23 protein-coding genes and 1 pseudogene are annotated in these 26,028 nt (G+C 67.5%); 10 read left to right on the top strand and 14 right to left on the bottom strand.

The features are described 5' to 3' along the window. Positions 1-4: 4 nt before the first annotated feature. A pseudogene (locus ACZ5BU_RS20145) lies at positions 5-1,951 on the top strand (alpha-amylase family glycosyl hydrolase); the annotation flags it as partial. Positions 1,952-6,326: 4,375 nt separating this feature from the next. Here the strand turns inward: ACZ5BU_RS20145 and ACZ5BU_RS20140 are convergent. The 3 genes from ACZ5BU_RS20140 to ACZ5BU_RS20130 form a co-directional block, all read right to left on the bottom strand. Next, positions 6,327-6,965 carry a hypothetical protein gene (locus tag ACZ5BU_RS20140; protein ID WP_465700869.1) on the bottom strand — a complete coding sequence of 213 codons (639 nt, stop codon included), beginning with the start codon at positions 6,963-6,965 and terminating at the stop codon, positions 6,327-6,329. After that, positions 6,962-7,576, bottom strand: coding sequence for a hypothetical protein (locus ACZ5BU_RS20135; RefSeq protein ID WP_465700868.1), 615 nt, complete (start codon positions 7,574-7,576; stop codon positions 6,962-6,964). Before ACZ5BU_RS20135 ends, ACZ5BU_RS20140 begins: the two co-directional genes overlap by 4 nt. Before the next feature lie 117 nt (positions 7,577-7,693). Further along, positions 7,694-8,287 carry a TIGR03086 family metal-binding protein gene (locus ACZ5BU_RS20130; protein WP_465700866.1) on the bottom strand — a complete coding sequence of 198 codons (594 nt, stop codon included), beginning with the start codon at positions 8,285-8,287 and terminating at the stop codon, positions 7,694-7,696. 51 nt (positions 8,288-8,338) lie between these two features. Between ACZ5BU_RS20130 and ACZ5BU_RS20125 the strand changes: the two genes are divergently transcribed. From ACZ5BU_RS20125 to ACZ5BU_RS20105, 5 genes are all read left to right on the top strand, one after another. Then, positions 8,339-8,758, top strand: coding sequence for a MarR family winged helix-turn-helix transcriptional regulator (locus tag ACZ5BU_RS20125; RefSeq protein ID WP_465700864.1), 420 nt, complete (start codon positions 8,339-8,341; stop codon positions 8,756-8,758). Between the two features lie 63 nt (positions 8,759-8,821). Then, positions 8,822-9,649, top strand: coding sequence for a hypothetical protein (locus ACZ5BU_RS20120; RefSeq protein ID WP_465700862.1), 828 nt, complete (start codon positions 8,822-8,824; stop codon positions 9,647-9,649). Between the two features lie 70 nt (positions 9,650-9,719). Next, positions 9,720-10,127, top strand: a complete 408-nt coding sequence (locus ACZ5BU_RS20115) for a DoxX family protein (RefSeq protein WP_465700860.1) — start codon at positions 9,720-9,722, stop codon at positions 10,125-10,127. 26 nt (positions 10,128-10,153) lie between these two features. Continuing rightward, complete coding sequence (locus tag ACZ5BU_RS20110) at positions 10,154-10,663, top strand: sigma-70 family RNA polymerase sigma factor (RefSeq protein WP_465700858.1); 510 nt, start codon at positions 10,154-10,156, stop codon at positions 10,661-10,663. Continuing rightward, positions 10,660-11,322: an anti-sigma factor family protein gene (locus ACZ5BU_RS20105; protein ID WP_465700857.1), complete on the top strand. Its 663-nt coding sequence runs from the start codon at positions 10,660-10,662 to the stop codon at positions 11,320-11,322. Before ACZ5BU_RS20110 ends, ACZ5BU_RS20105 begins: the two co-directional genes overlap by 4 nt. Before the next feature lie 329 nt (positions 11,323-11,651). On the opposite strand, the gene ACZ5BU_RS20100 is transcribed toward ACZ5BU_RS20105, so the two are convergent. After that, the gene (locus tag ACZ5BU_RS20100) at positions 11,652-11,891 is read right to left on the bottom strand and encodes a hypothetical protein (protein WP_465700856.1); all 240 of its coding nucleotides are present in this window, start codon (positions 11,889-11,891) and stop codon (positions 11,652-11,654) included. A 64-nt stretch (positions 11,892-11,955) separates the two neighbouring features. Next, a complete protein-coding gene (locus ACZ5BU_RS20095; protein ID WP_465700855.1) occupies positions 11,956-12,633 on the bottom strand; it encodes an ArsR/SmtB family transcription factor in 678 nt (225 codons plus the stop codon). 60 nt (positions 12,634-12,693) lie between these two features. On the opposite strand from ACZ5BU_RS20095, the gene ACZ5BU_RS20090 reads away from it, so the two are divergent. Continuing rightward, positions 12,694-13,308, top strand: a complete 615-nt coding sequence (locus ACZ5BU_RS20090; RefSeq protein ID WP_465700853.1) for a flavin reductase family protein — start codon at positions 12,694-12,696, stop codon at positions 13,306-13,308. A 151-nt stretch (positions 13,309-13,459) separates the two neighbouring features. Here ACZ5BU_RS20090 and ACZ5BU_RS20085 read toward each other — a convergent pair whose 3' ends face one another. The 3 genes from ACZ5BU_RS20085 to ACZ5BU_RS20075 are packed head-to-tail and all read right to left on the bottom strand — an operon-like array spanning position 13,460 to position 15,071. After that, entirely contained in the window at positions 13,460-14,245 is a 786-nt protein-coding gene (locus ACZ5BU_RS20085; RefSeq protein ID WP_465700851.1) for an arylamine N-acetyltransferase family protein, read from the bottom strand. Between the two features lie 24 nt (positions 14,246-14,269). Then, complete coding sequence (locus ACZ5BU_RS20080) at positions 14,270-14,665, bottom strand: VOC family protein (protein ID WP_465700849.1); 396 nt, start codon at positions 14,663-14,665, stop codon at positions 14,270-14,272. A gap of 43 nt (positions 14,666-14,708) precedes the next feature. After that, entirely contained in the window at positions 14,709-15,071 is a 363-nt protein-coding gene (locus ACZ5BU_RS20075) for an antibiotic biosynthesis monooxygenase family protein (protein WP_465700847.1), read from the bottom strand. Between the two features lie 54 nt (positions 15,072-15,125). On the opposite strand from ACZ5BU_RS20075, the gene ACZ5BU_RS20070 reads away from it, so the two are divergent. After that, positions 15,126-15,779 carry a TetR/AcrR family transcriptional regulator gene (locus tag ACZ5BU_RS20070; protein ID WP_465700845.1) on the top strand — a complete coding sequence of 218 codons (654 nt, stop codon included), beginning with the start codon at positions 15,126-15,128 and terminating at the stop codon, positions 15,777-15,779. Position 15,780: 1 nt separating this feature from the next. Here the strand turns inward: ACZ5BU_RS20070 and ACZ5BU_RS20065 are convergent, their stop codons facing one another. Continuing rightward, on the bottom strand, positions 15,781-16,554 hold the full coding sequence (locus ACZ5BU_RS20065; RefSeq protein ID WP_465700844.1) for a GntR family transcriptional regulator: 774 nt from the start codon (positions 16,552-16,554) through the stop codon (positions 15,781-15,783). A gap of 175 nt (positions 16,555-16,729) precedes the next feature. Between ACZ5BU_RS20065 and ACZ5BU_RS20060 the strand changes: the two genes are divergently transcribed. Continuing rightward, complete coding sequence (locus ACZ5BU_RS20060; RefSeq protein WP_465701083.1) at positions 16,730-17,737, top strand: YeiH family protein; 1,008 nt, start codon at positions 16,730-16,732, stop codon at positions 17,735-17,737. 37 nt (positions 17,738-17,774) lie between these two features. On the opposite strand, the gene ACZ5BU_RS20055 is transcribed toward ACZ5BU_RS20060, so the two are convergent. The 5 genes from ACZ5BU_RS20055 to ACZ5BU_RS20035 form a co-directional block, all read right to left on the bottom strand. Beyond that, positions 17,775-19,565 (bottom strand): UvrD-helicase domain-containing protein, encoded by a 1,791-nt coding sequence (locus tag ACZ5BU_RS20055; RefSeq protein WP_465700842.1) that lies wholly within the window; start codon positions 19,563-19,565, stop codon positions 17,775-17,777. After that, positions 19,562-21,394, bottom strand: coding sequence for an ATP-dependent nuclease (locus tag ACZ5BU_RS20050; protein WP_465700841.1), 1,833 nt, complete (start codon positions 21,392-21,394; stop codon positions 19,562-19,564). The genes ACZ5BU_RS20055 and ACZ5BU_RS20050 overlap by 4 nt, the downstream gene beginning before the upstream one ends. Before the next feature lie 252 nt (positions 21,395-21,646). Next, a complete protein-coding gene (locus ACZ5BU_RS20045; RefSeq protein ID WP_465700840.1) occupies positions 21,647-23,455 on the bottom strand; it encodes a glycoside hydrolase family 2 protein in 1,809 nt (602 codons plus the stop codon). A 104-nt stretch (positions 23,456-23,559) separates the two neighbouring features. Then, a complete protein-coding gene (locus ACZ5BU_RS20040; RefSeq protein ID WP_465700838.1) occupies positions 23,560-24,273 on the bottom strand; it encodes a class I SAM-dependent methyltransferase in 714 nt (237 codons plus the stop codon). A 14-nt stretch (positions 24,274-24,287) separates the two neighbouring features. After that, positions 24,288-24,746, bottom strand: a complete 459-nt coding sequence (locus tag ACZ5BU_RS20035; protein WP_465700836.1) for a GNAT family N-acetyltransferase — start codon at positions 24,744-24,746, stop codon at positions 24,288-24,290. 175 nt (positions 24,747-24,921) lie between these two features. Between ACZ5BU_RS20035 and ACZ5BU_RS20030 the strand changes: the two genes are divergently transcribed. Beyond that, entirely contained in the window at positions 24,922-25,854 is a 933-nt protein-coding gene (locus tag ACZ5BU_RS20030; protein ID WP_465700834.1) for a TRM11 family SAM-dependent methyltransferase, read from the top strand. The last annotated feature ends 174 nt before the right edge of the window (positions 25,855-26,028 follow it).

The following is a 26,028-nucleotide window of genomic DNA, read 5'->3' as shown; positions in this document are numbered from 1 at the left end:
CGCGATGGGTGCCAGGCCCGGAGAGGCCGGCGAGGCGACGCGGGCCGAGGCGGCCGGCACTGTACGCGCCTTCGTCGCCGCTCGCTTGGACGCGACGGCCGAACAGGACGCGGAGATCACCTTGTGGTTCGCGGCGGTGATCGTCGCCGCCACCCTCGCCGACGCCAGGCCGAGCGGCGGGCAGTGGTACAAGAACGCGGTGTTCTACCAGGCGCTGGTCCGGGCCTATCGCGACGGCGACGGCGATGGGTACGGCGACCTCCGCGGACTGATCGACCAGCTGGACTATCTGGAGCTGCTCGGCGTCGACTGCCTCTGGCTGAACCCGATCTACCCGTCGCCGCTCAAGGACGGCGGCTACGACGTCAGCAACTACACCGACATCCACCCGAACGCCGGCACGCTCGACGACTTCAAGGAACTGATCGCCAAGGCGCACCAGCGGGGCATCCGGATCATCGTCGACTTCGTCCCGAACCACAGCTCCGACCAGCACCCCTGGTTCGAGGAGTCCCGCCGTGACCCGGACGGCCCGTACGGCGGTTACTACGTGTGGTCCGACTCGCCCGAGCAGTTCTACACCCAGCTGTACACCGATCCGGCCGGGACGGAGTACATCGTCGATCCGGACACCGGTGAGCGGCGCGACATCGACCCCGAGTCGACCTGGTTGCGGATCACCTCGGCCGACGGCCGGCCGCTGATCGGCCCGCGGATCATCTTCACCGACACCGAGACCTCGAACTGGACGTGGGACCCGGTCCGCCGGCAGTACTTCTGGCACCGGTTCTTCAGCCACCAGCCGGACCTCAACTTCGAGAATCCCGCCGTCCGGCAGGAGATCCTCGACGCGCAGGAGTTCTGGCTCCGGCTCGGCGTCGACGGGTTCCGGGTGGACGCCGTACCGTACCTGTTCGTCCGGGCCGGCACGAACGGCGAGAACCTGCCGCAGACGCACGAGTTCGTCCGGCAGATGCGGGTGCTCGCCGACCGGTACGGCGCGATGATCCTCTGCGAGGCGAACCAGCCGCTGGCCGACCTGATGGCGTACTTCGGGGATCCGGCCACCGGCGGCGACGGGTTCCACATGGCCTTCGACTTCGCGTTGATGCCACGGATGTACATGGCACTGGCGAGCGAGGTCGCCGAACCGATTCGCGACGTGCTGCGGCTGCGGCCGGAGCTACCGGCGAGTGCCGCGCTGATGACGTTCCTGGACAACCACGACGAGCGCACCACCGAGATGGTCACCCGGGCCGAACGCGAGTACCTGCACGCGACGTACGACGCGGCCAAGGATCGCAAGTCCAACGACGGCTTCGTCGGCCGCCTGGCTCCGCTGCTCGGCAACGACCTCCAGAAGATCAAGCTGGCCAATGCGCTGCTGTTCGCGTTGTTCGGCTCGCCGATCATCTACTACGGCGACGAGCTCGGCATGGGCGACAACCCGGCGCTGCCGGACCGGGACGCCCAGCGCACGCCGATGCCGTGGACGCCGGGCCTGAACGCGGGCTTCTCCACGGCAGCGCCGTACCGGCCGTCCAGCGGCGATCCCGACCCGCGGCACCTCTATCTACCTCCGGTCGCGGATCCGGTGAACGGATTCCGCCACGTCAACGTCGAGAACCAGGTGTACGACGACTCGTCGCTGCTGCACTGGACCCGCGGGTTGATCACGGCGTACAAGGCGCATCCAGCCCTCGCCAACGGCACGCTGACCGATCTGGGTGGCAGCAACGGTCACGTGCTGGCGATCGCGCGCGAGTACGACGGCGAGGTGGTACTCGGAGTGTTCAACCTGGCCGGCACCGCCCAGGCCGTCGACCTGGATCTGAGCGCCTGGACCGGCCGCCGGCCGACCGACATCGTCGGCGACCAGCGGTTCCGGGTGATCGACGAGCTGCCGTACTCCGTCACCCTGGAAGGACACGGCTTCCGCTGGCTCGCGCTGCCGTCCCCGGAAGTTGCCTCTGGCAACGCTTCGGCGGTGGGGGAGATGTTCACGACCGCGGGACGCGCCGACGACAACGCACCGGCGGTCGCCGGGCTGACGAACGAGCTGCTCACCGACGCGAAGACGAGGGACGTCCTCGAGCGGCTGACGATGCTCGACCGGATCGAAGCCGACCCGCACGATCCGGCGCGGTACCGGATCGTGCGGGGTGACCGATCGCGCACGGTGGTGTTCGTGGTCGGTGACGTCGCGAACCACGCTCCGGCGGGCTTCGTCGGCACCGAAGGCGTGGACACCGTCACGGTCACGCTGTCGCGATACCTCACCGACGCTGTCGAAGTACTGCCGTCGATCGCGCACGAATTGCGAGAGCTCGGCGAGTTGCTGATCGGTACGGCGCCGCACGCGGCCCACGAGCGCGCGCAGGAGACCCAGATCGCCGTGCTCGGCTGGGTCGGAGACCAGCTGACCGGCTCGGATCCGCGGACCGGGGTGCGGGCGGATCTCGCGCTGCTCGACACTGCGGCCGGACTCGGCATCGACGCCGAAGCCGCCAGGCAGCTCGCCGCCCGGCTCGGCACGGACCTCGCCGGTCGCGTCCAGGCCCGGCTCGCCCGCCACCAGGACGTGGCCGATCCGGTCCGGCCCCGCCGCTACCGCGAGCAGCCCCGGGGCGGACCGGGAAGCATCTACGGCAGCCGATTCCGCGGCGACGGTCGCGCGCAGGCGGAGCCGGGCAAGGTGCTCGCGGCGGTGCGGCTCGGTGCGCCGGCGATCGCCCGGGCGGCCGGCGTCGCCGAGGTCCGGATCTCGGCGACCGAGCTGGTGATCGTTCTCGACGACGGCAACAGCCTGACCAACGAGTTCAGCGTCGTCGACGACGCCATCTTCGCCGACGCCGGGCCGGTCAGCTGGGAGGGCCTGAACCGTACCGACCGGGCCGACGACCGAACGCCCTGGACCAGGGTCGCCTTGTCGGCTCGGGCCACTGACGACGTCGCCGATCGTGCGCTGGCGAACACGGTGGCGCAGATCGTCGCGGTGCGACGCGGCGCCGGCGCGCGCGATCAGCACCGCGCCGGCCGGCTGGCCGAGGTGGAGTTCCTGGTCGCCCGGATCGAGGCCGGTGTGGTTCACGGGCGCCCGATCCGGGAACTGCGGCTGTTGCTCGAGAAAGTGAACAAGCTCGAGAACGAGCCGCTCGACGGCATCCCCGGCATGCTGCCGCCCGGCCTCCGGGACCGGGTCGCGGAGGCGTTGCGGCGACCCGGGATCGGCAAGCTGTACGCGTCCGTCAACCGCCTGGAAGACAAGCTGGTCGAGTCGGCGCCGGCCGAGCGGACCCTGTACCCGCGCAGCGGCGTCAGTCCGGACCGGCCGGTCGCGGTCTCGCTGTACGCCGCCCGGCGCCGGCGGATCGCCGATGCGGCCGGCGTGGTCTCGATCGAGCCGCGGACCGGCATCGACGGCCGGGAGCAGCGCTTCGTCGTACAGCGGTACGGCGACAGCACCTACCAGCTGACGATCCGGTTCGACGCGAGCCCGATGCATGCCTCCATGCCGAACGACGATCTCGAGGTCGCGGTCGCTCCGGGGCCATGGGCAGCGGTCGAGAAAGCCGTCGTCGACGCCGTTGCCCGGCATGAACACCAACTGCGAGAACGCGCGGGGCAGGCGGATCCGTACGTCGAGCGGTTCCTGCGTGAGGTACTGGTTCAGTTCGCACGCCGGCCTGGACCGATGTCGCGGCGCAAGGCGCTGCAGGAGCAGCCGCTGCTGCGCGAGCTGGTCGGATGGCTGGGCGAGGACCGGATCGTCGAACTCGGCTCGATGAGCACGACGCAGTACCGGCGCTGGAGCGACAGCGAGTCGCGGCAACTCGTGGCGGGCGTCTTCGCTCAGCTGCGGGCTCAGCTCGCCAGGCAGGACTCGGGTAGCCGGGACGAGGGGCGGGCCGCGGCCCGGGATGTCCTGGAGCTGGCGGACGCGCTGAACCTCCGGGCCGGCACGGACGAATCGCAGGCCTTGCGCGCGGCACTGCCGCAGGATCTCGACACGACGGTCAGCCGCCTCGGTCCGACTCGCAGGGAACGACTGAACGAGGTCCTCGAGAACGGCATCTCGTGGTTGCCGAGTGTGAAGCGCGGCCTCTGGCTCGGCAGTGTCGAAACCCTGCTGCCCGGCGCGGTGTCGGCCGTGACGCTGCTCGGCGGGGGCAGAGTCGGTCTGGCCGCGGCGGTGCTGGCCGGCGCGGTGATCGCGTGGCCGGTGCGTGCGGTGGTGGAACGGTTCGTCCAGGCGGCGGACGAGAAGGCCAAGGACGTACATTCCGGCTACCGAAGCGCTCTGGAGGACACCAGGCGTTCCGGCGAGCGCGCGCGGAACTTCGTCGACCCGATCGTCGGCGTGCATCGCCAGCAGCTCTCCTCGATGTACGAACTGGCCGGCCGGGCTCCGCGCCGACCGGTGCCACCGCGCGCGACGCTGGCGCCACCCCAGGTCGATCGACCCAGACTGATCGCACCCGGATGGACCTTCCCGCTGCGAAGCGCGGTACCGGTCGCCGCCCTCACGATGCCGCTGGCGTTCGTGATCTCGCCGATCGCCGTCGGTGTCACGGTCGGCCTCGCCGCGGTGGTCGTGGGTGGTGTGCAGTACGGGTTCCAGCACCTTCGCACCCGGTTCGACGACGACCGGCACCAGCACGACAACCCGACGCGCAGCTACCGGATGCTGGTCAGCGACGCGCGCCGCGCTGCGGACATCGTCGAGCGACAGACCACGCTGAACAGGGAGCTGTGGTCGCTGCAGCTGCCCGCACTGACGCACAGCCCGGATTGGAGCCTCGAGCAACCACCTCATCCGGCCGAACGGCAGGCGGTGCCGGGCAGGTTGTGGTTCACCGGCCGTGAGGTCGTGGTCGGCGCGCTGGCCTTCGCTCGACGGCTGTCGGACGCATACGTCCAGCAGCAGCTCGCTGTGACGTCTCCGCTGTTGCTCTCGTACGGCCTGCAGTTTCTTGCCATCGGCACCGTCTACGGCTTGTCCGAGGCATCACTGGTGCGGGGAAACCGGGCAGGCTACGACCGCCGCATGCACAACCGGTACGAGCTTGCGCGGCGCGACGCCCGCAAGCAGTTCGACGAACACACCGACTCGGTGTTCACCCAGTTCGACTCGCTGGGCAGTTCGATGCAACTGCAGCGAGCCGTGGAAGGTATCCCCTCGTGGCCGCGGCCGGCCGTCACGGAGCCGCGGATTCCGGCGCACAAGCCGTGGAGCCCGGTCCTGCATCCGGCTCGGGACGCAGTGCTCGGCCGGCGGTCGTACCTGGTGCGGAGCGCCGCCGTCGCGGCGACCGGTATCGGCGTCGCAGCCGTGGCGATGCACCGCTATCACCTCGACCCGTTGTGGTTCAGGTTGTCGCTGAGCGCGGCCGCGGTGCAGCCGGTGTACTTCTACACGAAGTACCTGCGGAAACGGATGGACAACGCCGGTCAGTTCGGCGATCACGAATTCGGCTTCGAGGCTCGGTCCGCGCGCGAGCGCGAGCACATCGAGAGCGCCACCGGCTACGTCGCGCACCACATCGGCCGCCTCGAGGACCTCGCCGGTGGGAGGTCGCCGAGAGAGCGGAACCTGCCCGCCGGAACGCCACTGGCCGACTTCGTCCGTGCCGCGTACCGCGATCTGGACGACCACCTGGCCGGCAACGTGCCGAACAGGTTCGAGCAGTGTGCCGAGTTGCTGACACTCCTCGGGCCTGCGGCCGACGGAGGTCGCGGTACGGGACGGGTGGACCTGACCACCCTCGAGCGGCAGCGTCGCGAACTTGTCCATCAGGTACGTCGTGACGGTGACATCCGGCCGCTGGTACGCAACCTGGTCGCGATCTCCGCCACCATGACGAGCTACTCGGATGCCCTGCACAAGCACGGGTTCGATCCGCACGTCCGGCTCAGTGGTCCGAACGGGCTGCCGATCTCTGATTCCGTGTTGCACCACGACCCGCTGAACGCGCGCCGGTTGGCCGCTCTGACGAGCGATCCGGACCGGGCCGTCGAGCAGGCCGCACTGATTGTCGCCAAGGTCGAGCAGGTGACCGGCGGGCGGTACGGATCCTTGTCCGCCGCCGACGTACAGCCGTTCGAGCGGCCCGGACGTCCGCTCACCGAGATCGCGGTCGACCTGGTCGCCCAGCTCGAGCGGCAGCGGCCGATCCGGCGACCGTCCCAGGACACACCAGCCTTGCGGGCCTTGCGGGCACGCGGCGACTTCCTCCGCGCCCTGACCACGGAGTACGCCGGCACAGCCCCCGCCCGACTGACCTGGCAAGGCTGAAGTCGCGAGGCTGTTCGGGGCAGGCAGGGTGCTACTTGGGCAGTCCTGGCCGGGGGTCGGCCGGGACTTCGCGGGCCTCGTCGAGGTAGGCGGCGCCGTTGGCCAGGAGTTGCTGTGTCGCGGGCAGTACTCGATCTAGCACGTCCTCGGCGCTCACCTCGACGGACTCCTCGCGGGCCTCGGTGCCGGCGAAGATCTCGCAGATGTCCCAGAGGCTGTCGACGGCATGGCCCCAGGTCCAGAGCTCGTAGCTGAACCGGTCGACGCGCGCGCTCGGATTCGCGGGGACCGCTCCGAGAGCGTAGTACCCGGGAGCAGCCGGATGTTCGCCCGAGCCGACGAGCAGGGAGCTGATCCGGCATGCCCGAGCGAACTCGACCGCGTCCGCGGTTCCCGGCACGACCTCGATGAGCAGATCCCGGTCGAGCAACCGGTCGATCGCCGCCGGGAACTCCTTGATACCCCCGGCCCTGGCGACTGCTTCAATGGACGATCTGGTCCACGGCGTGACGCCGGCCTGCTCGGGTACGCCGTGGGCGAGGGCCCAGACAGCCAACTCGTCACCCGCCCCGAGGCCGCACTGCCGCCAGCCGATGCGGACAACGTGTTCCTCGCCGGGAAAGCCGGCACCGAGGTAATGGCCGACCGGAAAGATCAGTGCGGTGCTCATGCGCTCACAACCCCCAACCGGAAGCTGATATCGAGGTACGCCGCGTTGACCAGTAGCAGCGGGTGCAGCGCGGTGAGGAACGTGGAGAGCAGCTTTCCCGGGTCGAGAGCACCCGCCTCGCCGTTTCCGGTCCGGCCGGCGACGTCGGCCGCGCTCAGGCAGGTTGCCCAGAGCGTGTCGTCCATCGCCGCCCACTGCCACAGGTCGTAGACCGCGAAGTCGACGTGCAGTACCGGCTGCCCGAGGAAGCCGATGCCGAACCGCTCCGGCTCGGCGGCCGTGTTGCCCAGCCCGAGCATCAACGGTGCCAGTCGGTGGCCGCGCGCGAACTCGAGCGCCTCGCCGCCGTCCGGCCGGATCTCGGCCAGCAGGCCGATGCCGAGCAGTTCCTCGACCAGCTTCGCCGCCTCCGCGACACCGGTATGCCGCGCGAGCGCCACGATCGACTCACGTCGCCAGGTGAACTGCTCCTGCACGGCGGCGAGCGAGCCGTGCGCGAGCGCCCAGACGGCGTACTGCCGGTCGGACAGCTCCACCACGTCGGCCCCGCGCCGTACCCGGCCGGAACCGACGAGGTGACCGATCGGGAGCATCAACCGTTCGTCAGTCATGCTCCGACGCTCCGCCGTGTGCGCGGCCGGCGGCCGGGGTTGGCCGGATCAGGCAAGGAACTGGCCGCTACCTGAGGGCTCGGCAAGGTGGCTCCGGCCGTGGCCGGCACCGTGACCTCAGCGGGTCCAGGACGGGTTGCGGCCGAGGTAGGCGACGATGGCGTCGAGGGTGTCGTCGCCGGACCATGGGATGTTCGCCGCGAACGCCGCGCCCGGTACGAGCCGTACGTCGCCGGCCGGCACGATCTGGGCCACGGTGTGGGCTGCCTCGAGCACCTCGGGCCGGAACGACACCGTCGTACCGAGGGATTTCGCGACGTCCCAGCTGTGTACGACGTAGTCGATGAAGTGGAAGCTGATCGCCTGGGCGCCGGGGAACGCTGCGTCCGGCCCGAACTCGGCGAGCGGGAACGTCCGCTCCGCGACCCCGGGCTGGGCGAACGCGTCCAGCACATGCTCGGCGGACTCGGTGTACGCCTTCATCGGGTCGTCGCCGAGGTCGCGGAGCTTCCAGATCGCCGGATCGTCCTCACCGCGGGAGGCGGCCGCGAAACCGTAGTGCTGGGTGGCCATGTGGGCGAGCAGACCGTACAGCGTCCAGGCCCGGCAGGGTGTCGGCTTCGACAGGTCGTCGGAGGCGGCGGTGCTGACGAGTTCGATGCTGGTCCGGACGGCTTCGGCGTCCAGCGGGATGTAGTCGATAGTATGCATGCGCATATCGTAAGCGCTCGCATATAATTGCGCCAGTGCTACCTTTTCGGCATGGCAACCGAGCGACCCGACCTGGCGGCGATGCTGGGTCCACTCGTCCGGGACCTGATCGCGATCGAGCTGCCGATCCTGGCTGCGCACGACGTCTCGATGTGGGGCTACGTCGTACTCAACGCCCTCGACGAGACCCCGATGCGTACGCAGGCCGCACTCGCGGAGGCGATCGGCGCGGACAAGTCGCGCATCATCGGCACGCTTGACGAGTTGCAGCGGGCCGGGCTGATCGAGCGTACGCCGGACCCGGACGACCGACGCGTCCGCCTGCTGTCGATCACCGCGCAGGGGCGGAAGGTCCGTCGCGCCGTCCGCAAGGACATCCAGGCGGTGGAGTTGCAGACCCTCGACGGGCTGCCGGCGGCTGATCGCAAAACGTTCGTAAGGCTGCTGCAGCAGTTGCACGCTTCACGCTGAGGGAGGAGCTGTTTCCCTCGCGCGGGTGATCCGGCGGCGGATGGGTCTCAACAGACTGGTTGCATGAAGCAAGCGGTGGTGCTGTGGGCGACGGTGTACGGCGGTCTGCGGATCTGGTACGCGACCGGGCATGCGCCGTCGTGGAAACTGCCTGGCGACGACCTGCTGATTCCTCCGTGGGTGTCGGTCGCCGCGTGTGTCGTCACCGCGCTCGCGGTGATCCGGATCCGGCCGCGCCTGCTGTGGGCGCTGGCCGCGGGATGGCTCGCCGCGGCCGCGTTCGTACTGCTCGACCTGGTGGCGGCCGTACTCCCGGGGCTCGGCATACCGTTCGACCCGCTCGGGATGCTCAGCCGTCTCGGCGCGGTCGCCGGCGCCGTACTGCTCGCGCTGCTCGCTCGGGCGCATCAACCGACCGCCAAGCCGTGGCCGCCGTGGATCTCGACCGCAGGCGCGTGCGTAGCGGCCGTCGGTTGCCTGACCAGGCTCGGTGCACAGGCGGTCGTCGGCTTCGGGAAGACACCGTACGGCGGAAACGTCTCGTTGCTGCTGTTCGAAAGCGGTTTCCTGCTCGCGGGCACGCTGCTGCCGTTCCTGCTCGTGCATCGGATCGGGCGGCGGTTTCCGCGGTGGCTCCTGCTGGTGCCCGGGTACACGATCGGCGCCGGTATCACGGCGTACTTCGGGGTCGGGCTGATCCAGATGATCGTCGCCGCGCTCCGGGGGCAGCCCGTGTACGGCGACGTCGGGCTGCCGGACAGCTTCTTCTGGGTGGCTGTCCCGGCGTACGTCGTCTGGGGTGCGGGGCTGACCGTCGCCGCTCGCGGGTACCAATTCGCGACCCGGAAGACAACCGATTCGGTGTGTGACTTTCAAAGCACGCACGGTTGAACCAAGTAGAGCGTTCAATCGTTCGAACCAGACACAGACACCAACCCCCGCGCCCAAGGAGTGAGGCCCTGTGCAGGTGCTCGAGCGTTTCCAGAACCAAGGGATCGGCGTTTTCCGGATCGTCGTCGGCTTCCTGTTCGCGACCCACGGCGCCGCGGCACTGTTCGGCGTCCTCGGCGTCGAACAGATCGGCCTGCTGGTCTGGCCGTCCTGGTGGGCGTCGCTGATCCAGACCGTCGGCGGCGCGCTGGTGATGATCGGCCTCGGTACCCGGTACGCCGCCCTGCTCTGCTCCGGGTCGATGGCGTACGCGTACTTCACCGTCCACCAGCCCGGCGCTTTGCTGCCTGTGCAGAATGGTGGAGAGATGGCGGCGCTGTTCTCCTTCGCCTTCCTCCTGATCGCTTTCCTCGGCAACGGCGCCTGGTCGGTGCAGCGGTCGGCCGCAGTCCGCGTGCAGACGACAGCAGCCAAGTAGGCATGATCGACAGAGCAGGAGCGCCGATGGCCGACGAACGGGCGACGCTGCTGCGCGAGCTGCACGACGTACACGCACCTGCGCTGTGGCGGTTCGTCGTCCGGCTCACCGGCGACGACCGGCTGGCCGAGGACGTGGTCCAGGAGACCCTGCTCCGGGCGTGGCGGCGGCCGAACATCCTGACCGAGGACGAGCCCGGAGCCCGGGCCTGGCTGTTCACGGTCGCCCGCAACCTGGTCATCGACGACCGGCGGAGCGCCCGGGTCAGCCGGGAGGTCGCCAGCGACGACCTCCCGGAGAACCCGAGCGCCGACCACGCGAACGCGGTCCTCGACGCGTGGCTGGTGGCCGAGTCGCTGGCACAGTTGTCCGAGGAACACCGGCAGGTGATCGTACGGGCGTACTACGGCCGCCGTACGGTCACCGACATCGCCGAGGAGCTGGACATCCCGCCGGGCACCGTGAAGTCACGGCTGCACTACGGGCTGCGGGCGCTGAAGCTCGCACTGCAGGAGAAGGGGGTCACGAGCCAATGAGCGACCCGTACCGGGACTGGGACGCGGCCTACCTGCTCGGCGCGCTGTCCGCGAAGGACCGGCGTACGTACGAGGAGCATCTGCATACGTGTGCGGACTGCTCGGCCGCGGTCGCGTCGTTTGCCGGCGTACCCGGGATGCTGGCCGCGCTACCGGCCGAGCGGGCGCTGGCCACCGTCACCACTGAGCCGCCGAACCTGCTGCCCGCGCTGGCCCGCGGCGTCCAGCGCGACCGGCGGCGGCGACGGATCCGGTTCGGCGCCCTGGCCACCGCGGGCGCGGTCGCGGCCGCCGTGATCGGCGCGTTCGTGGCGGTCCCGCTGACCCGCGACGACCCGAAGGGCGACTACGTCGTACTGTCCCAGACCGTGTCGAGCAAGCTCTCCGCCGACGCCCGCCTGGTCCCCGAGCCGTGGGGTACGACGATCGAGATCAGCTGCAAGTACGACGAACTCGCGACGCCGAGCGAACGCTCCCGCGGGTACGAGCTGTACGTCACCGACAAGACCGGGAAGATCCAGCTGATCGCCAGCTGGACGTCGGCGCCCGGGACCACGGTGAAACCGGCCGCCACCACCAAGCTGAAGCGCGACGAGATTCAGGCGCTGGACATCCGCAGTTCGGAAACCGGCCGGATCTTGCTGGCGGTCCGTTTCTGAACATGATTGCGTACGCGCGGTTGGGGCACCTGGGAAACAAGAACGGCGATCGCTCGAGAGGCCGCCGATCCAGACCCCGGTGTTCAGGGACGTGCACCGGGGTCGCCGTACGTCGTCATCGAGCTGGAAGAAAGTTCCGGCAGATCCGTAACACTCGGGACGTCACCGGCGATAGACCGTGTGTAACGCCACTTGAGGATCCCGCCCCAGGTCGTCCGCCCGAAGGGCCTGGGGCGGGATTCTCGACTGCTTATGAGGCGCCGGCAGCGTTACGTGCAAAGGCCCCCGGTGATGCCCACCCGGGGGCCTTTGCAGCTGTGCGTACTCTCCTAGGACGCTTGCTCGGTCGGGCCTTCCGACGGCGGTAGCGCGATCCGGTCCGCCGGCAGGCGTTCCGTCCGCTCGGAGCCGTCGTCGCCCTCGTACTGCACCAGAGCGGTCCATCCCGATTCCTCGTGGTCGCGGCCGATCAGCCAGCCGCGATGCCACTTGCCGTCCGCGCGGACGACGACATGGCTGGGCAGGGGGAGTCGGGACACCAGATCGGTGCCGGGCTCGAACTCGGTCATGGGCCGAAGGTTAGGTGCAATCGGCTCGCGGCGCCTCTTGAAAGCGTGTTCCCTCATGGACTTCTCAGACTCCGGACTCAAGTCCAAACGCTTGTACGGCGCCGTTCACCTTCAGAGCACGTCCACCTGGTATACGCGTGACCCACCCGTTGTCGAGCGCGTGCGCGCACAGCGCGGCACCGACCGCGCCGGCCAGATGCGGGCGTCGCTCCGTCACGTCCAGGCAGGAACGGACGGCCGGGCGGCCCCGCTGTACGTCGAGCTCGATGCCGAGATCTTTCAACCAGGCTTGGCCTTCCGGCGTCAACGCGATCCCCTCGGACCAGTCGATCAGCCCGCGTTCCGTCATCGCGTCGGCGAGCGCAACCCCGAGTTTTCCGGCCAGATGGTCGTAGCACGTCCGGGCGCGCGCGAACGCGTCCCGCTTGCTGACCGCCGACAAGCTGTTCGCCACCTCGGTACGCCGGGGCGTCAGCGCGGCCAGCCCTTCGAGCAGCTCGGCGGTTTCCGGACCGGCGAGTTTCACGTACCGATGCCGGCCCTGCCGTACCTCGCTCAGCAGCCCGCCGGCGACGAGCAGGTTGAGGTGCTCGCTGATCGTCGGTCGGGAGACCTTCGCCACCTTCGCCAACTCCGACGCCGTCCAGGCCCGCCCGTCCAGCAACGCCAGGCACACCGTCGCGCGCGTCCCGTCGGCCAGCATCCGCGCCCAGCCGGCCAGATCCTCACCCTCGGCAGTCATACCCACATCATGCCGCGCCCACAGTTAGGCCCCGGCCGAACGGTCCCGTACGTACCGTCGATGCCTGTGACTCACCTGACGATCGAACCCTCCATCCTGTACGTCGGAGCGCCGGTCGCCCTGCTCACGACGCTGAACGAAGACGGCACCGTCAACCTGGCGCCGATGTCGTCCGCGTGGGCCCTCGGCGACGTGGTGGTCCTCGGTGTCGGTGTCGGCGGACAGACGGCAACGAACCTGGGGGCGCGTCCCGAGGTGGTGATCAACTACCCGTCACCCGATCAGTGGCAGGCCGTGGAACGCCTGGCCCCGTTGACCGCCGCCGATCCGGTGCCGGCCCACAAGCAGGCTCGCTTCCGCCACGAACGCGGCAAGTTCGAGGCCGCCGGACTGACCGCCGTCCCCTCCGAGCTGGTCACCCCACCACGGGTCGCCGAATGCCCGCTGCAGTTCGAGGCCACCGTCGACCTCGCCGAATTGGATGCCAAGGGCAACTTCCTGATCGTCCAGGCCCGGGTGCTCCGGGTGCACGCCGCCGAGCACATCGTCGTACCCGGAACCTCCTACGTCGCCCCCACCGCCTGGTCCCCCCTGATCTACAACTTCCGCCACTACTACGGCCTGGGCCCCGAACTGGGCGAATCCTTCCGCACCGAAACCCCGACCCACAGGTGAAGCCTCGCGACTCAGGTCCGCCGAGTCGTGGTGTTTGGTCCGGAGGCGTGCGGCCGAGTCGTGGATTGTGGTCGTTCTGAGCGACCAATCTTCACGACTCGGCGCAGGGGGCGGGAGCCGGTTGCCACGACTCGATGGGGGTGGGGGGTGGTCAGACGTGGCGGAGGCGGTCGATCTCCTCGTCGCTGAGGATTACGTCCAGGGAGGCGAGGACGTCCGGCAGATCGGAGGGGGGTACGGAGCGCTGCGTGGTGGGGCCGTCGGCGTGTTCGGTGGTGAGGGTGTTGCCTACCAGGCGGCGGACTTCGCGTTCGGCGACTCGCATCACTACGGGGCGGCCGGTGAAGGGGGAGTTGGGGTGGGTGGAGACGTAGTGGTGGTAGACCTCGTAGTCGATCGGGCGGACCGGTTCGTCGTTGGAGGCGTGTTGGGGGACCCAACCGTTGGGTGTCTGCTTCGAGAGGGTCCAGACGTCGCCCTCCTGGGTCAGGCGGTGGTCCCAGCCTGCTTGGTCGATCACCACGCCGTCCTTCAACGGAGTGGGGTACAGCTGGCCGGCGCCGAAGCCGACGTCGGCCAGGAATTCCTCGCCCTCGACGCCGACCTTCAGCAGAGCATGCGTACGCGGCCCCGCCTTGTGCGGCTGTACCCGCGCCACCCGCCGTACGACCTCGAACCCGTGCTGTTCCAAGGCAGCCCCGAACAGCAGCGCATGCTCGTAGCAGTATCCGCCGCGCTGCCGCCCGACCAACTTCGCCTGGATCGCGTCGAGGGAGATCCCGGGATGCGTGCCGAGGATCACGTCGATGTTCTCGAACGGGATCGCCAGTACGTGCGCCCGGTGCAGGCTCCGTAACGCCTCCGCCGACGGTGCCACCCGGTCGTGGCCGATTCGCGTCAGGTAGGCGTCCAGGTCGAGGGTCTCGGTGTTCCACATACCCGTCACCTCAACACTTCCAGTTCACTCGAGGTCAAGCTCGGTGAACAACGTGAGCTGGATCCCGCCCGGCGTCTCCAGTCGCGCGTTCAGCGAGTTCCACGGCGTACGGGTCGGCTCCGCGAGCACCGTCGCGCCCGCCTCCGCCAGCCGGGCCGTGGTGGCCGCGGAGTCCTCGACCTCGAACGCGACCCGGTACTTCCCGGCCACCCGCCGCCCGACCTCGACCGCGTCGATGAACTCGGCCTGTCCCGGGTCCGCGATCTCCAGCGTCGCCCGTTCCACCTCGAGGATCGTCACCCGCCCGTCCTCCGACGAGTACGACGCCCGCTCCGGCAACCCGAGTACGTCGCGGTAGAACGCGACTGCCTCCTCGTAGTCGTCCGCCGTGACCACCAACCGCAGTTCCTTCACCGTCATGCCCCCAAGTATCAGCTGGACGAGGACCTGGGGGCCGAACGTCTCACCCGACCGCGGTCGCGACCTCGTACAGCACCGGCAGGCTGGGGAAGTCCTCCCAGCCGGGCAGCGTGACCACCTTGCGGAACTCATCGGTCGCGTGCGCGGCCCGGAAGTCGGCGTGGGACGCCCAGTTGGCGACGTTGATCCACCGCTGGCCGGCGTCCCCGTTCACCGCACGATGCAGACGCAGCGAGATGAACCCCGGCTGGGCCCGGAAGTACTGGCTCGCGGTTTCCCACAGCGCGTAGAAGGCGTCGTCGCGGTCGGGCGCCACGGTGAAGCAGTTGATCAGCGTGACCGGCCCGCTGGTCGGTGCGTCCGGACTCGGCGCGGTGCGCTGCTCGGGCGTCAGGTTCATGGTCATGGATTCCTCCCCTTCGTTCGTTGCACTCATGTGCACTTATTGCACTGTTGTACAATGACGATCGAGATGACGTCAAGAGATGCGGAGAAGGCGATGCTCGACGCCGACAGCGAGAAGGGCCGGTACCGGCAACGCCGGCGGACCCGGGACGGCATCGTCGCCGCGACGGCCGCGCTCCTGGAGGCCGGGGCGTCCCCCTCGGTCAACGAGATCGCCGAGGCGGCGGGTGTGTCCCGGCGGACCGTTTACCAGTACTTCCCGACGCTGGAGCAGTTGCTGATCGACGCGACCCTCTTCCGGTTGTCGCAGTCGGCTGTGGACGAGGCGATCGACGCGGCCGGCGTCGACGGCGATCCGGGCGATCGGGTGGCCGCGATGATCCGGACGCTGACCGCGATGTCGGCCGAAACGCTGCCGTTGGGGCGTTCGCTGATCCGGCTGACCATGGACGTGCAGCAGGCGGAAGGCACGCCGCGGCGGGGTTATCGCCGGGTCGGCTGGATCGAGCGCGCCCTCGATCCGATCCGCCCGCGCCTCGACCCGGCCCGGTTCGAGCGGCTCGTCTCCGCGCTGGCGATGGTCGTCGGCTGGGAGGCGCTGATCGTCCTCGGCGACGTACGCGGCCTCGATGAGCAGGAGCAACTCGACACCGCGCTCTGGGCGGCCCGGAACCTGATCCGCGCTGCCCTCGAGGAGGCTGGAGAGTAGGTCACCAAGCCTGGCTGAATGCGGTACTGCTCGGCGTGAGGCGGTAGCCGGCGTTGGCTGAGAACTCCGCCGACAGAGCGAATCGGTCGCCCCGGACGAGCGTGTGCCGCCACTCGACGGCACGGCTCTGTGCCGTGCCCTGCCGAACGATCGAGAACACCGCCGCGTCGTCCGGACAGTGCAGGACGCGGCGCTCGGCCGGGCTCGGGTTGATCGCGCGGATGTCCTCGCGCCCGTGGTCGAGAACGATGCCTGTGCGGTTCGCGAGCTCGTTGTAGAGGCTGGTGTGCGTGAAGTCGGCGTCGAGCAGCGGTTCGGCGAGCGTGGCGGGGAGCCAGACCCGATCAAGTGCGAGCGGCTCGTCACCGGCGTACCGGAGGCGCTCGAGGTACAGCAGCGGGATCGACTCCTCCAGTTCGAGGCGGGCCGCGATCACCCCGTCGGCGCGGATGTCGAGCGCCCGTACGACGCTCCGCTGCGGCAGGCCCGACGCCTCGACGGACGAGAACAGGCTGTAGAGCGCGCCCATCGGCTGCCTGATCTCCGGCGCGGCCGCGACCCGGGGCTGCCGTCCGCGCTCGGCGACGATCAGCCCGTCGGTCCGCAGTTGCCCGAGCGCCTGGCGAACGGTGTGCCGGCTGACCGCGTACTCGTCGACCAACGCGAGCTCGCCCGGGAACGCGTCGTCGAACTCCCCGGACCGCAGCCGCCGGACGAGGTCCGCCTGCAACTGCTTCCAGAGCGGCTCGCCGCCACCACGCTCAAGCTTCCGCACGCAGGTCCCTCCAGAGTTGCCAAATGTCCGGTCATCTCCTACCGTGAATGTACGTACATTTCTGGCGGAAGGGAACCGGCTAGTGGTGCAGCTCGAGGTTAGGACACCTCACACCCACCCCGTCGCCTTCCATCGCCTGGGCCGTGCTTTGTCCCGTCGTCGCGGGCTCGCGATCGTGCTCGCGGTGACGGCCGTCGCTGTACCGCTCGGGCGCCTGGTCCCGCTCGTCGGCGGTCCGGTCTTCGGCATCCTGCTCGGCGTGATCGCCGGCAGCGTGATCCCGGTACTGCGCTCCGACGCCTGGCGCCCGGGCTACGACTTCGCCTCGAAGACGCTGCTCCAGCTGTCGATCGTCGTACTCGGTACCGGCCTGTCGCTGCAGCAGGTCGCGCGGGTCGGCGTCTCGTCGTTGCCGGTGATGCTCGGTACGCTCGCGATCGCGCTCGGCGGCGCGTGGCTGTTCGGTCGCATCCTCGGCGTCCGCGGCGACACCCAGACCCTGATCGGCGTCGGTACGGCGATCTGCGGCGGCTCCGCGATCGCGGCCGCCACCGCGGCGATCGGCGCGAAACGGTCGTCGGTCGCGTACGCGCTGGCGACCATCTTCACCTTCAACATCGTTGCTGTGTTGACGTTTCCGCCGATCGGACACCTGCTCGGGCTGAGTTCGGATGCGTTCGGCCTGTGGGCCGGTACGGCGGTCAACGACACGTCGTCGGTGGTCGCGGCCGGGTACGCGTACAGCCAGGCCGCCGGCGATCAGGCGATCGTCGTGAAGCTGACCAGATCGCTGACGCTGATCCCGATCGTGCTGACGCTGGTCGCGCTGAAGATCCGGCGCGAGAACCGCGCCGCCCGCGCACTCGACGCCGCGTCGACCGGTTCGTACGAAGGCGCCACGGCCTCGATCCGGAAACCGTTGCCGTGGCGCAAGCTCGTACCACTCTTCCTGATCGGCTTCATCGCCGCCGCGGGCCTGCGCTCCGCGGGCGCCGTACCGACCAGCTGGCTGCCGACACTGACGATCATTGGCAGCACCCTCATTACCGCCGCCCTCGCCGCGATCGGCCTGTCCCTGCGCCCGCGCGAGCTCCGCGACGCAGGACCCAAGCCGCTCCTCCTCGGAGCCATCCTCTGGATCCTGGTCGCGTCCGGCAGCCTCGTACTTCAGACCTTCTCGTAGGCGGCCTGGCTCGATTTAATCCAGAGTCCTCCCAGCGCTACGGACGGGCGGTGGGACGCACGAACTGCAGAAATCGGGATTCTGACGTCGGGCGGACACCGTAGCGGGTTTCCCGGCGTCGGGCGCGTGACAGTAGAAGAATGCGGGTCGGTCTTGATATCGCGACGTAGAACGCCCGCAATTCGGCCTCCATCTCATCGCTAGAGGTTGCTCTGAAATCTGGAAGCTGGCCATCGTTCAGGGCTAGTACAGCGGCAGCCCTAAATTCGTTCCCTTGCGCCTTGTGAATTGTGAGTAGCCGTATTCCGGGGGCAAGAGAGTCCCCACGCTGGCTTCGGGCAATATATTGCCGAAATCCGCCAAATGATCGCTCGGTGCTCGCGGTTCGGTCGGCGTAGTTTGTCCAAGTCTCCTGCAACTGGCTGAGGTCGGTTTCCCAGTCGTCGTCATCGATGCTCAGACCCTGACAACCTGCCAGCAGATCGTGCGGACGCTGCGCATTTGAAACTTCTGCTAAGGCGCTGATATTTGGGTCTGCTGCATTGGATAACAATGAGGATAGGTTCGTCCAATGGGTGTCGTTACCGTTCGCCGCAGTCTGCAGTCGACGTCGGACGGATAAGTGTTCTGGGGCGCTGTGGTACGCAATGATGTCTACGACCGTCTTGGCCGCATCGCTGGCGAGCCAATCGTCCTCGGTGCTAGCTGATGCTGTCTGAATTCCCATCAGGTTGAGGTGCTCGCGAGTCGACCGCAACGCTGTTGCCGCGCGGCCCATAATAACAATCTCTTCGGGTCTAATTGAAGTCGTCTCGCCTGGTGCAAGGAATTCCGCTCTCGCACCGTTCGCTATCAGACTCGCTGCCCATTCGGCGACGCCGCGTCCCTCGTCCTGTTCGGTCTGATATTCTGCAATCGAAACCTCGCCTGATGCTGCATAATTCGTGTCAGAGTCGATGCCGGGGCTTGTCGGAAGCCCTAATGCGTTTGCTATCGAGTGTTCGACGCGCGTGATCGCTAGCGCAGAGCGAAAGTTCTGGTGAAACTGGATCTGTTCCGCGTCGTAGTCGTCCGCAAATCTCCTCATTAATCGGCGATCTGCGCCAGCGAATCCGACGATAGACTGCCGTTCGTCACCGACTAGCATGGCGTTTACTTCCGGATATCCAGGAGGATCTCCGATCATAGTTCTGATCAGACGGAATTGAGCGGGCGTGAGGTTTTGTGCCTCATCAACGACAATGTGCGCGTAAATCTTCCGCAAGTGTTGCCCAAGCCACGGACCAGAAGTCAGTTCGGTGGCTTTTTCCAGCATCGCGGGATAATCGACGGCGCCCCGACTGTGCAGGGCATCGCGCCACTCGTTTAGATACGGGGTGTCCTGACAGCGTGCCCGCGCGAGGTCCAACGCTGCGAAAATTTCGGCGGGGTCATCTGGAGCGGCAATTCCCGAATCATGAAGCCAAGACCAAAGGAGTTCAATTCGATCAGCATCCCTCGTAAGAACCTCCGGTTCGGTGGGTAAACCTATTCGGCTGCCATGTTGCCGAAGTTGTGACCATGCGAAACCATGAATCGTATCCGCGTCAACTCTGCGGTGGAGGTCGCCGAGGCGGGATTCCAGCCTGTCTCGCAATTGATCGGCGGCCTTGACCGTGTACGAGACTGCCAGGATCCTGTAGCCCTCAAGTTCCGACTCGCGAAGAAGGCGCTCGATGCGCCGCGCGACTACCTCGGTCTTGCCGCTCCCCGCGCCTGCGATGACGACGAGCGCACGCGCTTTGCTTTCGATCGCGCGCCTCTGCTCCTGACTTGGTAGGAATTTCATTCGTTGGCTTCTATGCTCGGCAATGAGACATCAATCCTTGCAATCAGAGTCTCGATCGGGACTGGCCACGCGGTCGAGTCCTGGCTCGAGGTTGATAGAGCTTCTCTCGGGTGCCGTGCGATCAGTTCCTCGGCAAGCAGTCTGCCGATGGCGCCCTTGTGAGATGTCATGAACTTCAACAGGGATGTATTATCGCCGGGCAAATAGCCAAGCGAGTTACACACGGCGACGCACAGATCTTCATCGAAATCGATGAACATCCGTTCGGTGGCGCCGCCCTTGTTGTCGTTCTCGGATGGGCTTCCGGCTACCCAGATGATCCGGTCGGTCTCGCCATCGCCGAAGTTGGTGATAAGTTCGTTTGCGGCCTTCGCGCCGGCGGGGTCAGAGTCGCTAAAAAGAAGCCACGGTATTCCCACCAGATTCGCGAACTTGACGACGGCGCTCGCGTAGGCGCTGTTCATGCTGCCGGGATCGACTACACAGATGCCGTGAGCGCGGTCGCTCAAGGCGTTGCGCAGCAGCGGTGGCAAGAGGGCTCTCTCGGTGGCTCCGTCACCAAGGATCACCGCTGATGCGAAAAGAAGTTCGCCGAACGGGCGTTCGATGAGTCGCTTGAGTTTTTCCATCTCCTCGATATGCATCGACGGTCTAAGGGCGCGGTTGAGAGCGTCTTCGGTGGTCGGGCGAAGGTCGACAACAGCCGCCGAACCGGGTTTCGGCTGAAGGATACGAATACACCGTGGCTCGACAACCGAGACAAGATGAGTCGAGTGTGTGCTCACAACTACCTGCCCCCGAATCGTAGAGAGCAGCGAATCTAGTTCGAATTGCGCCTGGGGGTGCAGATGGGCTTCGGGTTCCTCGATCAGGCTCACGGGGTGTGGTCGTAGCGCGACATCGTCTCTACCGAAGCGATGGTCGTATAGAACACTCTGGATCTGAAGAGATGCAAGACTGCGTGATCCCGATCCGTGAAACCGTAATGGTAGATCTCCGGCGCCAGTGTTCAGATCGATTGATATCGACCGTGCCAGATCTTCGAGTCGCAAGGGTAATGGATTGATACTGGGAGATCCGATTGTGTCCACGACCCGCGAAAGCCGGCGAAGGGCATTATCAATCGCCGCGAGTGATCCACTTGCATCGGCGATCGCAGCGCTTAGATTGCCGAGGCTTGCTTCGAGATCTGGCCTATCCTGGCTGGAGATCTCCAGATCGTCGAGCATGCGCCGAATTGGCGAACCCCGCCTGCTCAGGTCGTCGACGAGGTCCCTACGAGTCTCGACCAGTACCGCACCCACGAGTGCTCGTTCTGTGGATGTCATGGTCGTCGGATTCGTTTGCGACCGCCAGTCCTGCGCTGTCTGGTCGAAAACCAGATTTGTATGGTCCGCACGCACACCGAAGCCATCCTGAGATCGACTAATCGTGCATCGCCATGCAAGGCGTTCCTTGTTAGGATCCTCGCTGATGGGTTGGATACCAGTCAGAAGGCGTGCTAGGCGAGCCGTAAATACTTCCTCGGGTCCGTCTGATCGGGGGCTAATGATCACGTCGATGGACGCGCTTTCCGCGCCGGGTATGGATATGTCATCCCGGTCGGCTGGAACCGCGCCGAGGGCGACGGCAAGGGCGCGCAGAAGCCTGGATTTGCCAGAGTTATTGCGTCCCACAAGGACCGTCAGATCCGGTTCGAATTCGATTGCGCACGTGCCGAGCCCGCGGAAGTTGCGGAGTCGGATCTCCCGCGCATACAGGGGGGCAAAGTCATTGCCCTCACGCTCCCCTGACTTATGAGCAGGGCGGCCTTCTGCGGGTTCGGTCACTGGCTCTCTCTCGGTCTGTCCTGATGTACCACGTACCTGCGCACAAGCATGACACCTTCTGTGTGTGAGCGCAGTAAGCGACCGCAGTCGGACAGTGATGGGCAGCGATTACGTATCTATTCCGGGTTCTTTGCGTCGTCGACGCGCGCGCCAGTAGACGGCTCCGCCGAGACAGCTCGACGACGCAGGACCCAGGCCCGTCCTCCTCGGAGCGATCCTCTGGATCCTGGTCGCGGTCGGCAGCCTCGTACTTCAGTCCTTCTCGTAAGCCGCCTGGCGGTCCTGGGCTGCCTTGATGCGGGGTACGTCTAGCTTGTTGCTGCGGTCGAAGTTGTAGATGCCGTTCTCTTCCTGGAAGACGTCGGTCAGCTGCGTGTAGCAGTAGCCGAACATCAGCTCGTTGTCGAGCAGCGCGTCGACCAGACCGGCGAAGCGGGTGTAAAACTCTTCCTCGTCGGCGACCCGTTGGCCGTAGCCCCACGAGTCGGCGGAGTTTCCGCTCTTTCCGGCGGCGGCCTTCTCGGCGTTCCACCAGATACCGCCGAACTCGCTGCAGAAGTACGGCTGGCCGTCGTACGCGAGTGAGATCGGCTTGCCCTCGGGGCCGCCGGTGTTGCCGTACGGTTTGTCGTTCACCAGGTCGGCCATCTGCTTCGCGAACTCGGCCGGGTCCTGCTCGTAGTTGTGCGAGTCCCAGACATCGGTTTCCGGTACGCGGTGGCTGTAGCCGGAGGCGTCCAGCACCGGACGGCTGGTGTCCGCGGCCTTGGTGGCAAGGAACATCGCGCGGGTGACGTCGTCGAGCTGGGTGATCCGGTCGTGCAGCAGCTGGTGCGTCTCGTTCAGTGGGCACCAGCCGACGATGCTCGGGTGGCTGTAGTCCCGCTCGACCGCCTCGAGCCATTGGCCGACGTACGACGCGGTCGGCTGCTGGTTGTCGTCGCCGGTGTCGCCGACGCCGGAGCCCCAGTCGCCGAACTCGCCCCAGACCAGGTACCCGAGCCGGTCCGCGTGGTACAGGAACCGCTCCTCGAACACCTTCTGGTGCAGGCGGGCGCCGTTGAACCCGGCCGCCAGGCTGAGCTCGATGTCGCGGACGATCGCTTCCTCGGACGGCGCCGTCATCAGGCTCTCCGGCCAGTACCCCTGGTCCAGCACGAGCCGCTGGAAGACGTGCTTGCCGTTGATCAGGATCGCCTTGCCGTTGATGCTCACCGAGCGCAGGCCGGCGTACGAGTCGGCGCCGTCCACGACGTTGCCCTCGGCATCGATCAGCTCGAGGCGGATGTCGTACAGGTGTGGATCTGTGGTGTCCCAGAGTCGGATGCGCTCGGCCGGTACCTGGAGCGTGAGGCGCGGCGCGAGGTCCAGGTCGGCGCGGACCTCGGCGGTGGTGATCTCGCCATCGGCGTCGTTCAGGGTCGCTTTGAGCTTGTAGCCGGTCTTGTTGGCGGAGACCGGTACTTCGAGGTGGAAGCTGGAGCCGGCGACGTCCGGGGTGATCCGCGGTCGCTTCAGGTGCACCGTGGGTACCGCTTCCAGCCAGACGGTTTGCCAGATGCCGGTGGTCCGGGTGTAGAGGCAGCTGTGGTTGGCGTACAGCTGGCTCTGCTTGCCGCGCGCCTGCGGGCCGCGGTGCGGGTCGCGGGCGCGGACGACGATGGTCGCCTGCTCACCGGGCTTGGCGACGTGGCGGAGGTTCGCGCTGAACGGGGTGAACCCGCCGCGGTGCCGGACGACCTCCTCGCCGTTCACCCAGACGGTCGCGTCGTGGTCGACGGCCTGGAAGTGCAGTACGGCGTCCTTGCCGCCCCACTCGGCCGGGATCGTGACCGTGGTGCGGTACCAGACCGCCTCTATGAAGTCGACGTCCTCGATCCCGGACAACTCGGTCTCCGGCGCGAACGGTACGACGATCCGCCGCGGCAACTCGCGGTCCTTGAGCCCCCGCTCCAGCCCGGAGTCCGACCGGTCGATCTCGAACTGCCACTCGCCGTTCAGATTCAGCCACTCGGGCCGGACGAACTGCGGACGCGGGTACTCCGCACGAGGCTGCGTCATGAACTCTCCCGTGGTGCTGATCTGGGGGTGGTGGGGGAAACACGAGCACTTTACAACGTTGGAATACGCCGGGCAACGGGGTGGCCCGACCCGCGGCCGACCGGCTACCGAGTGAAGAGGCCCGCGTTGAGGAAGTCCGGAGCGAACGTGTCGGGGCGGCCGTCCTGGACAGCGCGGAGGTCGAGCGGGCTGAGGTCCGCGAAGATCGCGCGGAGGTCGTCGAGGGTGAACGCCATGCCGCCGTACGTGTCACCGGTCGCGACGACGTCGAGGTCGGACGGCGCTTCCATCCGCTCGGCCGCGAACGTGACGATGCCGAACCGCCCGCCGGGCCGGACGAGTGGAAGCACCCGCTGCAGGTAGGTGATCCGGCGATGCGGGGCGATGTGGTGGAAGCAGCCGGAGTCGAACACGACGTCGTACTCACGGTCCGGCAGAGGATCGCGCAGTACGTCGGTCGCGGTGAGCGTGACCGACGCGGGCATCGTCGGCCGGAGCTGGTCGAGCAGATCCTTGGCCAGGTCGATCCCGTCGACGGTCGCGCCCTGTTCGGCGAACCACCGGGTATTCCGCCCGGCGCCGCAGCCGACGTCGAGAACTCGTGCCCCTTCGAGCTCCCCGAGCAGGCCGCGCTCGCGCCAGTCCACCAGCGGCTCGTCGGGCAGTTGGGTCGTGAGCGGATGCCCCGGAGTGGTCAGCAGACCTGCCCAGTAGTCCGCGGCGGACGCGTCCGAGCGGTCACCACGGCCGCTCGATTCCACCACTCGATCCAGCACTTCCAGCAGTTGGTCAACGGTATGAATCCGAGCGTCCGTCACTCGCCGATTCTACTTCAGAACAAGGCGATTCGCTTCGCATAGCAGTACGTCGACGGCTCGGAAACGTACTTGCCCCACGGCTCGGTGCGGGCGTATCCGCTCGACTCGTACAGCCCGATCGCCTCGGGCTGGAGGTGCCCGGTGGACAGGCGGAGGATTGGGTGGCCGGCCGTGCGTGCCGCGGTCTCGAGGGTGGTGAGCAGGAGGCGTGCGAGTCCGCGGCCGCGGGCGTGCGGGGCGACGTACATCCGCTTGAGTTCGGCATCGCCCACGTGCTCGGTGTCGAAGGTCTGCAGCGCGGCGCATCCGACCGCGCGGCGCCGGTCGTCGAGTACGACGAAGTACCGCGCGCCGTCCTTGACCTGCGAGCGGCCCTCGGCCCCGTACTTGGCGACGAGTTCGGCGAAGGCGGCGTCCAGGAGTTCGGTCAGGTCCGGGTCGTGTGCTGGGCGTTCCTCGACAGTGTGGTCCACGGTGGCATCGTAAGAGCGGGTGAGGCGGTGAGACGTACGCCCTAGGGTGATGCGCGATGCAGCGTTTCTGAAGGTGTAGGCGAGTCGCGGCCGGCTCCGGTGGGAGTCGGCCCGCTACGGCATGCCTGCGCCGCGCTTCGACTGTCCTGTCGATCGCGAGCCTTCAGGGACTCTCTTGCTCACCGACCACCTTGTACTGCGTACCGTCGACGGCGCCGCCGACCTCCTCGCCGAGGAACTGCGAGCGCTGTCGTCGATCCACTCCATCCGCCAGACGTCCGGTGACGCCGTCGCCTGCACCCTCGCCGGTCCTCTCGACGAGCTTGCCGGCTGCACGCTCTACTCGACGGTTGAGGTCCGTGGCCTCGAGCAGTCGTTGCGGTGCGGCCTGCTCGGTACCCTCGAACCGCCGCTGCGCTTTCGCGTCGGCGAACGCGACCCGGCCCGCCGGCTGGAGATGATTGCGGCGACCGAGCAACGATTCGGCTGGGTGAATCGGCCGGCCGACTGGGACGTCAACCTCGAGCGTTCGGCCGGCCAGTGGATCGTGCAGTTCGGTCCGCTGTCCTGGACACGACGGTTCGGACGGCCGGAACGGTTGCCGTGGTCAACGAACCTGATCGTCGCGGAGGTACTCGTCCGGCTGGCGAAGCTCCGCCCCGGTCATCGAGTCCTGGATCCGTTCTGCGGTACGGGCACCATCGTGCGGGCCGTACTCCGCCATCAGCCTGCGGCTCGGGTGATCGGCACCGACCACGACCGTACGGCCCTCGAACTCGCCATCCGCAACGCCCCTGCCGTGCGGGTGATGCCGGCCGCGGCGGAGGCACTCCCGTTCACGAGGGGGAGTGTCGATCGGGTGCTGGCGAACCTGCCGTTCGGGAAACAGGTCGGTAGCCATCGCGGAAACCGAAGCCTGTATCCCGCAGTACTGGCCGAGCTGAACCGTGTCCTCACCGCCGACGGCCGCGCGGTCGTCCTCACCGAGGACAAACGCCTTCTCCAGGCAGCCGTCGAACGGCAGCGCGGCTTGAAGGTCGTACGTCGTCGCCAGCTCAGGTACAACGGCGCCACGCCTACCGTCCACGTGCTCACCCGCACGCGCTGAGGTGCGTGCCACAGTGGATCGGCAGCCGACGAACGCGGTGACGGAGAATGCCTGGAACGGATGTCCTTGTCCTCGGCCGGACTGATCGCCGGCCTGACACCGCCGTCGCTATGCGCGAAGTCATCGAGGCCCGGTGCGGCACCTGTTTACCGCGCTGTCGGCTGCTTGACCGAG

This window comes from Kribbella sp. NPDC031520 (assembly GCF_055580825.1).
The sequence above is the reverse complement of the archived record's forward strand: the minus strand, read 5'-3'. Positions and strand labels throughout refer to the sequence as shown.

What these genes read in the sequence shown, in the direction of transcription:
- ACZ5BU_RS20125 (WP_465700864.1), top strand. Translation starts at nt 8,339, where the DNA reads ATGGCAACCGAGCGACCCGACCTGGCGGCGATGCTGGGTCCACTCGTC.
- ACZ5BU_RS20120 (WP_465700862.1), top strand. Translation starts at nt 8,822, where the DNA reads ATGAAGCAAGCGGTGGTGCTGTGGGCGACGGTGTACGGCGGTCTGCGG.
- ACZ5BU_RS20140 (WP_465700869.1), bottom strand. Translation starts at nt 6,965, where the DNA reads ATGAGCACCGCACTGATCTTTCCGGTCGGCCATTACCTCGGTGCCGGC.
- ACZ5BU_RS20110 (WP_465700858.1), top strand. Translation starts at nt 10,154, where the DNA reads ATGGCCGACGAACGGGCGACGCTGCTGCGCGAGCTGCACGACGTACAC.
- ACZ5BU_RS20045 (WP_465700840.1), bottom strand. Translation starts at nt 23,455, where the DNA reads ATGACGCAGCCTCGTGCGGAGTACCCGCGTCCGCAGTTCGTCCGGCCC.
- ACZ5BU_RS20085 (WP_465700851.1), bottom strand. Translation starts at nt 14,245, where the DNA reads ATGTGGAACACCGAGACCCTCGACCTGGACGCCTACCTGACGCGAATC.
- ACZ5BU_RS20095 (WP_465700855.1), bottom strand. Translation starts at nt 12,633, where the DNA reads ATGACTGCCGAGGGTGAGGATCTGGCCGGCTGGGCGCGGATGCTGGCC.
- ACZ5BU_RS20100 (WP_465700856.1), bottom strand. Translation starts at nt 11,891, where the DNA reads ATGACCGAGTTCGAGCCCGGCACCGATCTGGTGTCCCGACTCCCCCTG.
- ACZ5BU_RS20070 (WP_465700845.1), top strand. Translation starts at nt 15,126, where the DNA reads ATGACGATCGAGATGACGTCAAGAGATGCGGAGAAGGCGATGCTCGAC.
- ACZ5BU_RS20075 (WP_465700847.1), bottom strand. Translation starts at nt 15,071, where the DNA reads ATGACCATGAACCTGACGCCCGAGCAGCGCACCGCGCCGAGTCCGGAC.
- ACZ5BU_RS20090 (WP_465700853.1), top strand. Translation starts at nt 12,694, where the DNA reads ATGCCTGTGACTCACCTGACGATCGAACCCTCCATCCTGTACGTCGGA.
- ACZ5BU_RS20135 (WP_465700868.1), bottom strand. Translation starts at nt 7,576, where the DNA reads ATGACTGACGAACGGTTGATGCTCCCGATCGGTCACCTCGTCGGTTCC.
- ACZ5BU_RS20105 (WP_465700857.1), top strand. Translation starts at nt 10,660, where the DNA reads ATGAGCGACCCGTACCGGGACTGGGACGCGGCCTACCTGCTCGGCGCG.
- ACZ5BU_RS20080 (WP_465700849.1), bottom strand. Translation starts at nt 14,665, where the DNA reads ATGACGGTGAAGGAACTGCGGTTGGTGGTCACGGCGGACGACTACGAG.
- ACZ5BU_RS20055 (WP_465700842.1), bottom strand. Translation starts at nt 19,565, where the DNA reads ATGAAATTCCTACCAAGTCAGGAGCAGAGGCGCGCGATCGAAAGCAAA.
- ACZ5BU_RS20130 (WP_465700866.1), bottom strand. Translation starts at nt 8,287, where the DNA reads ATGCATACTATCGACTACATCCCGCTGGACGCCGAAGCCGTCCGGACC.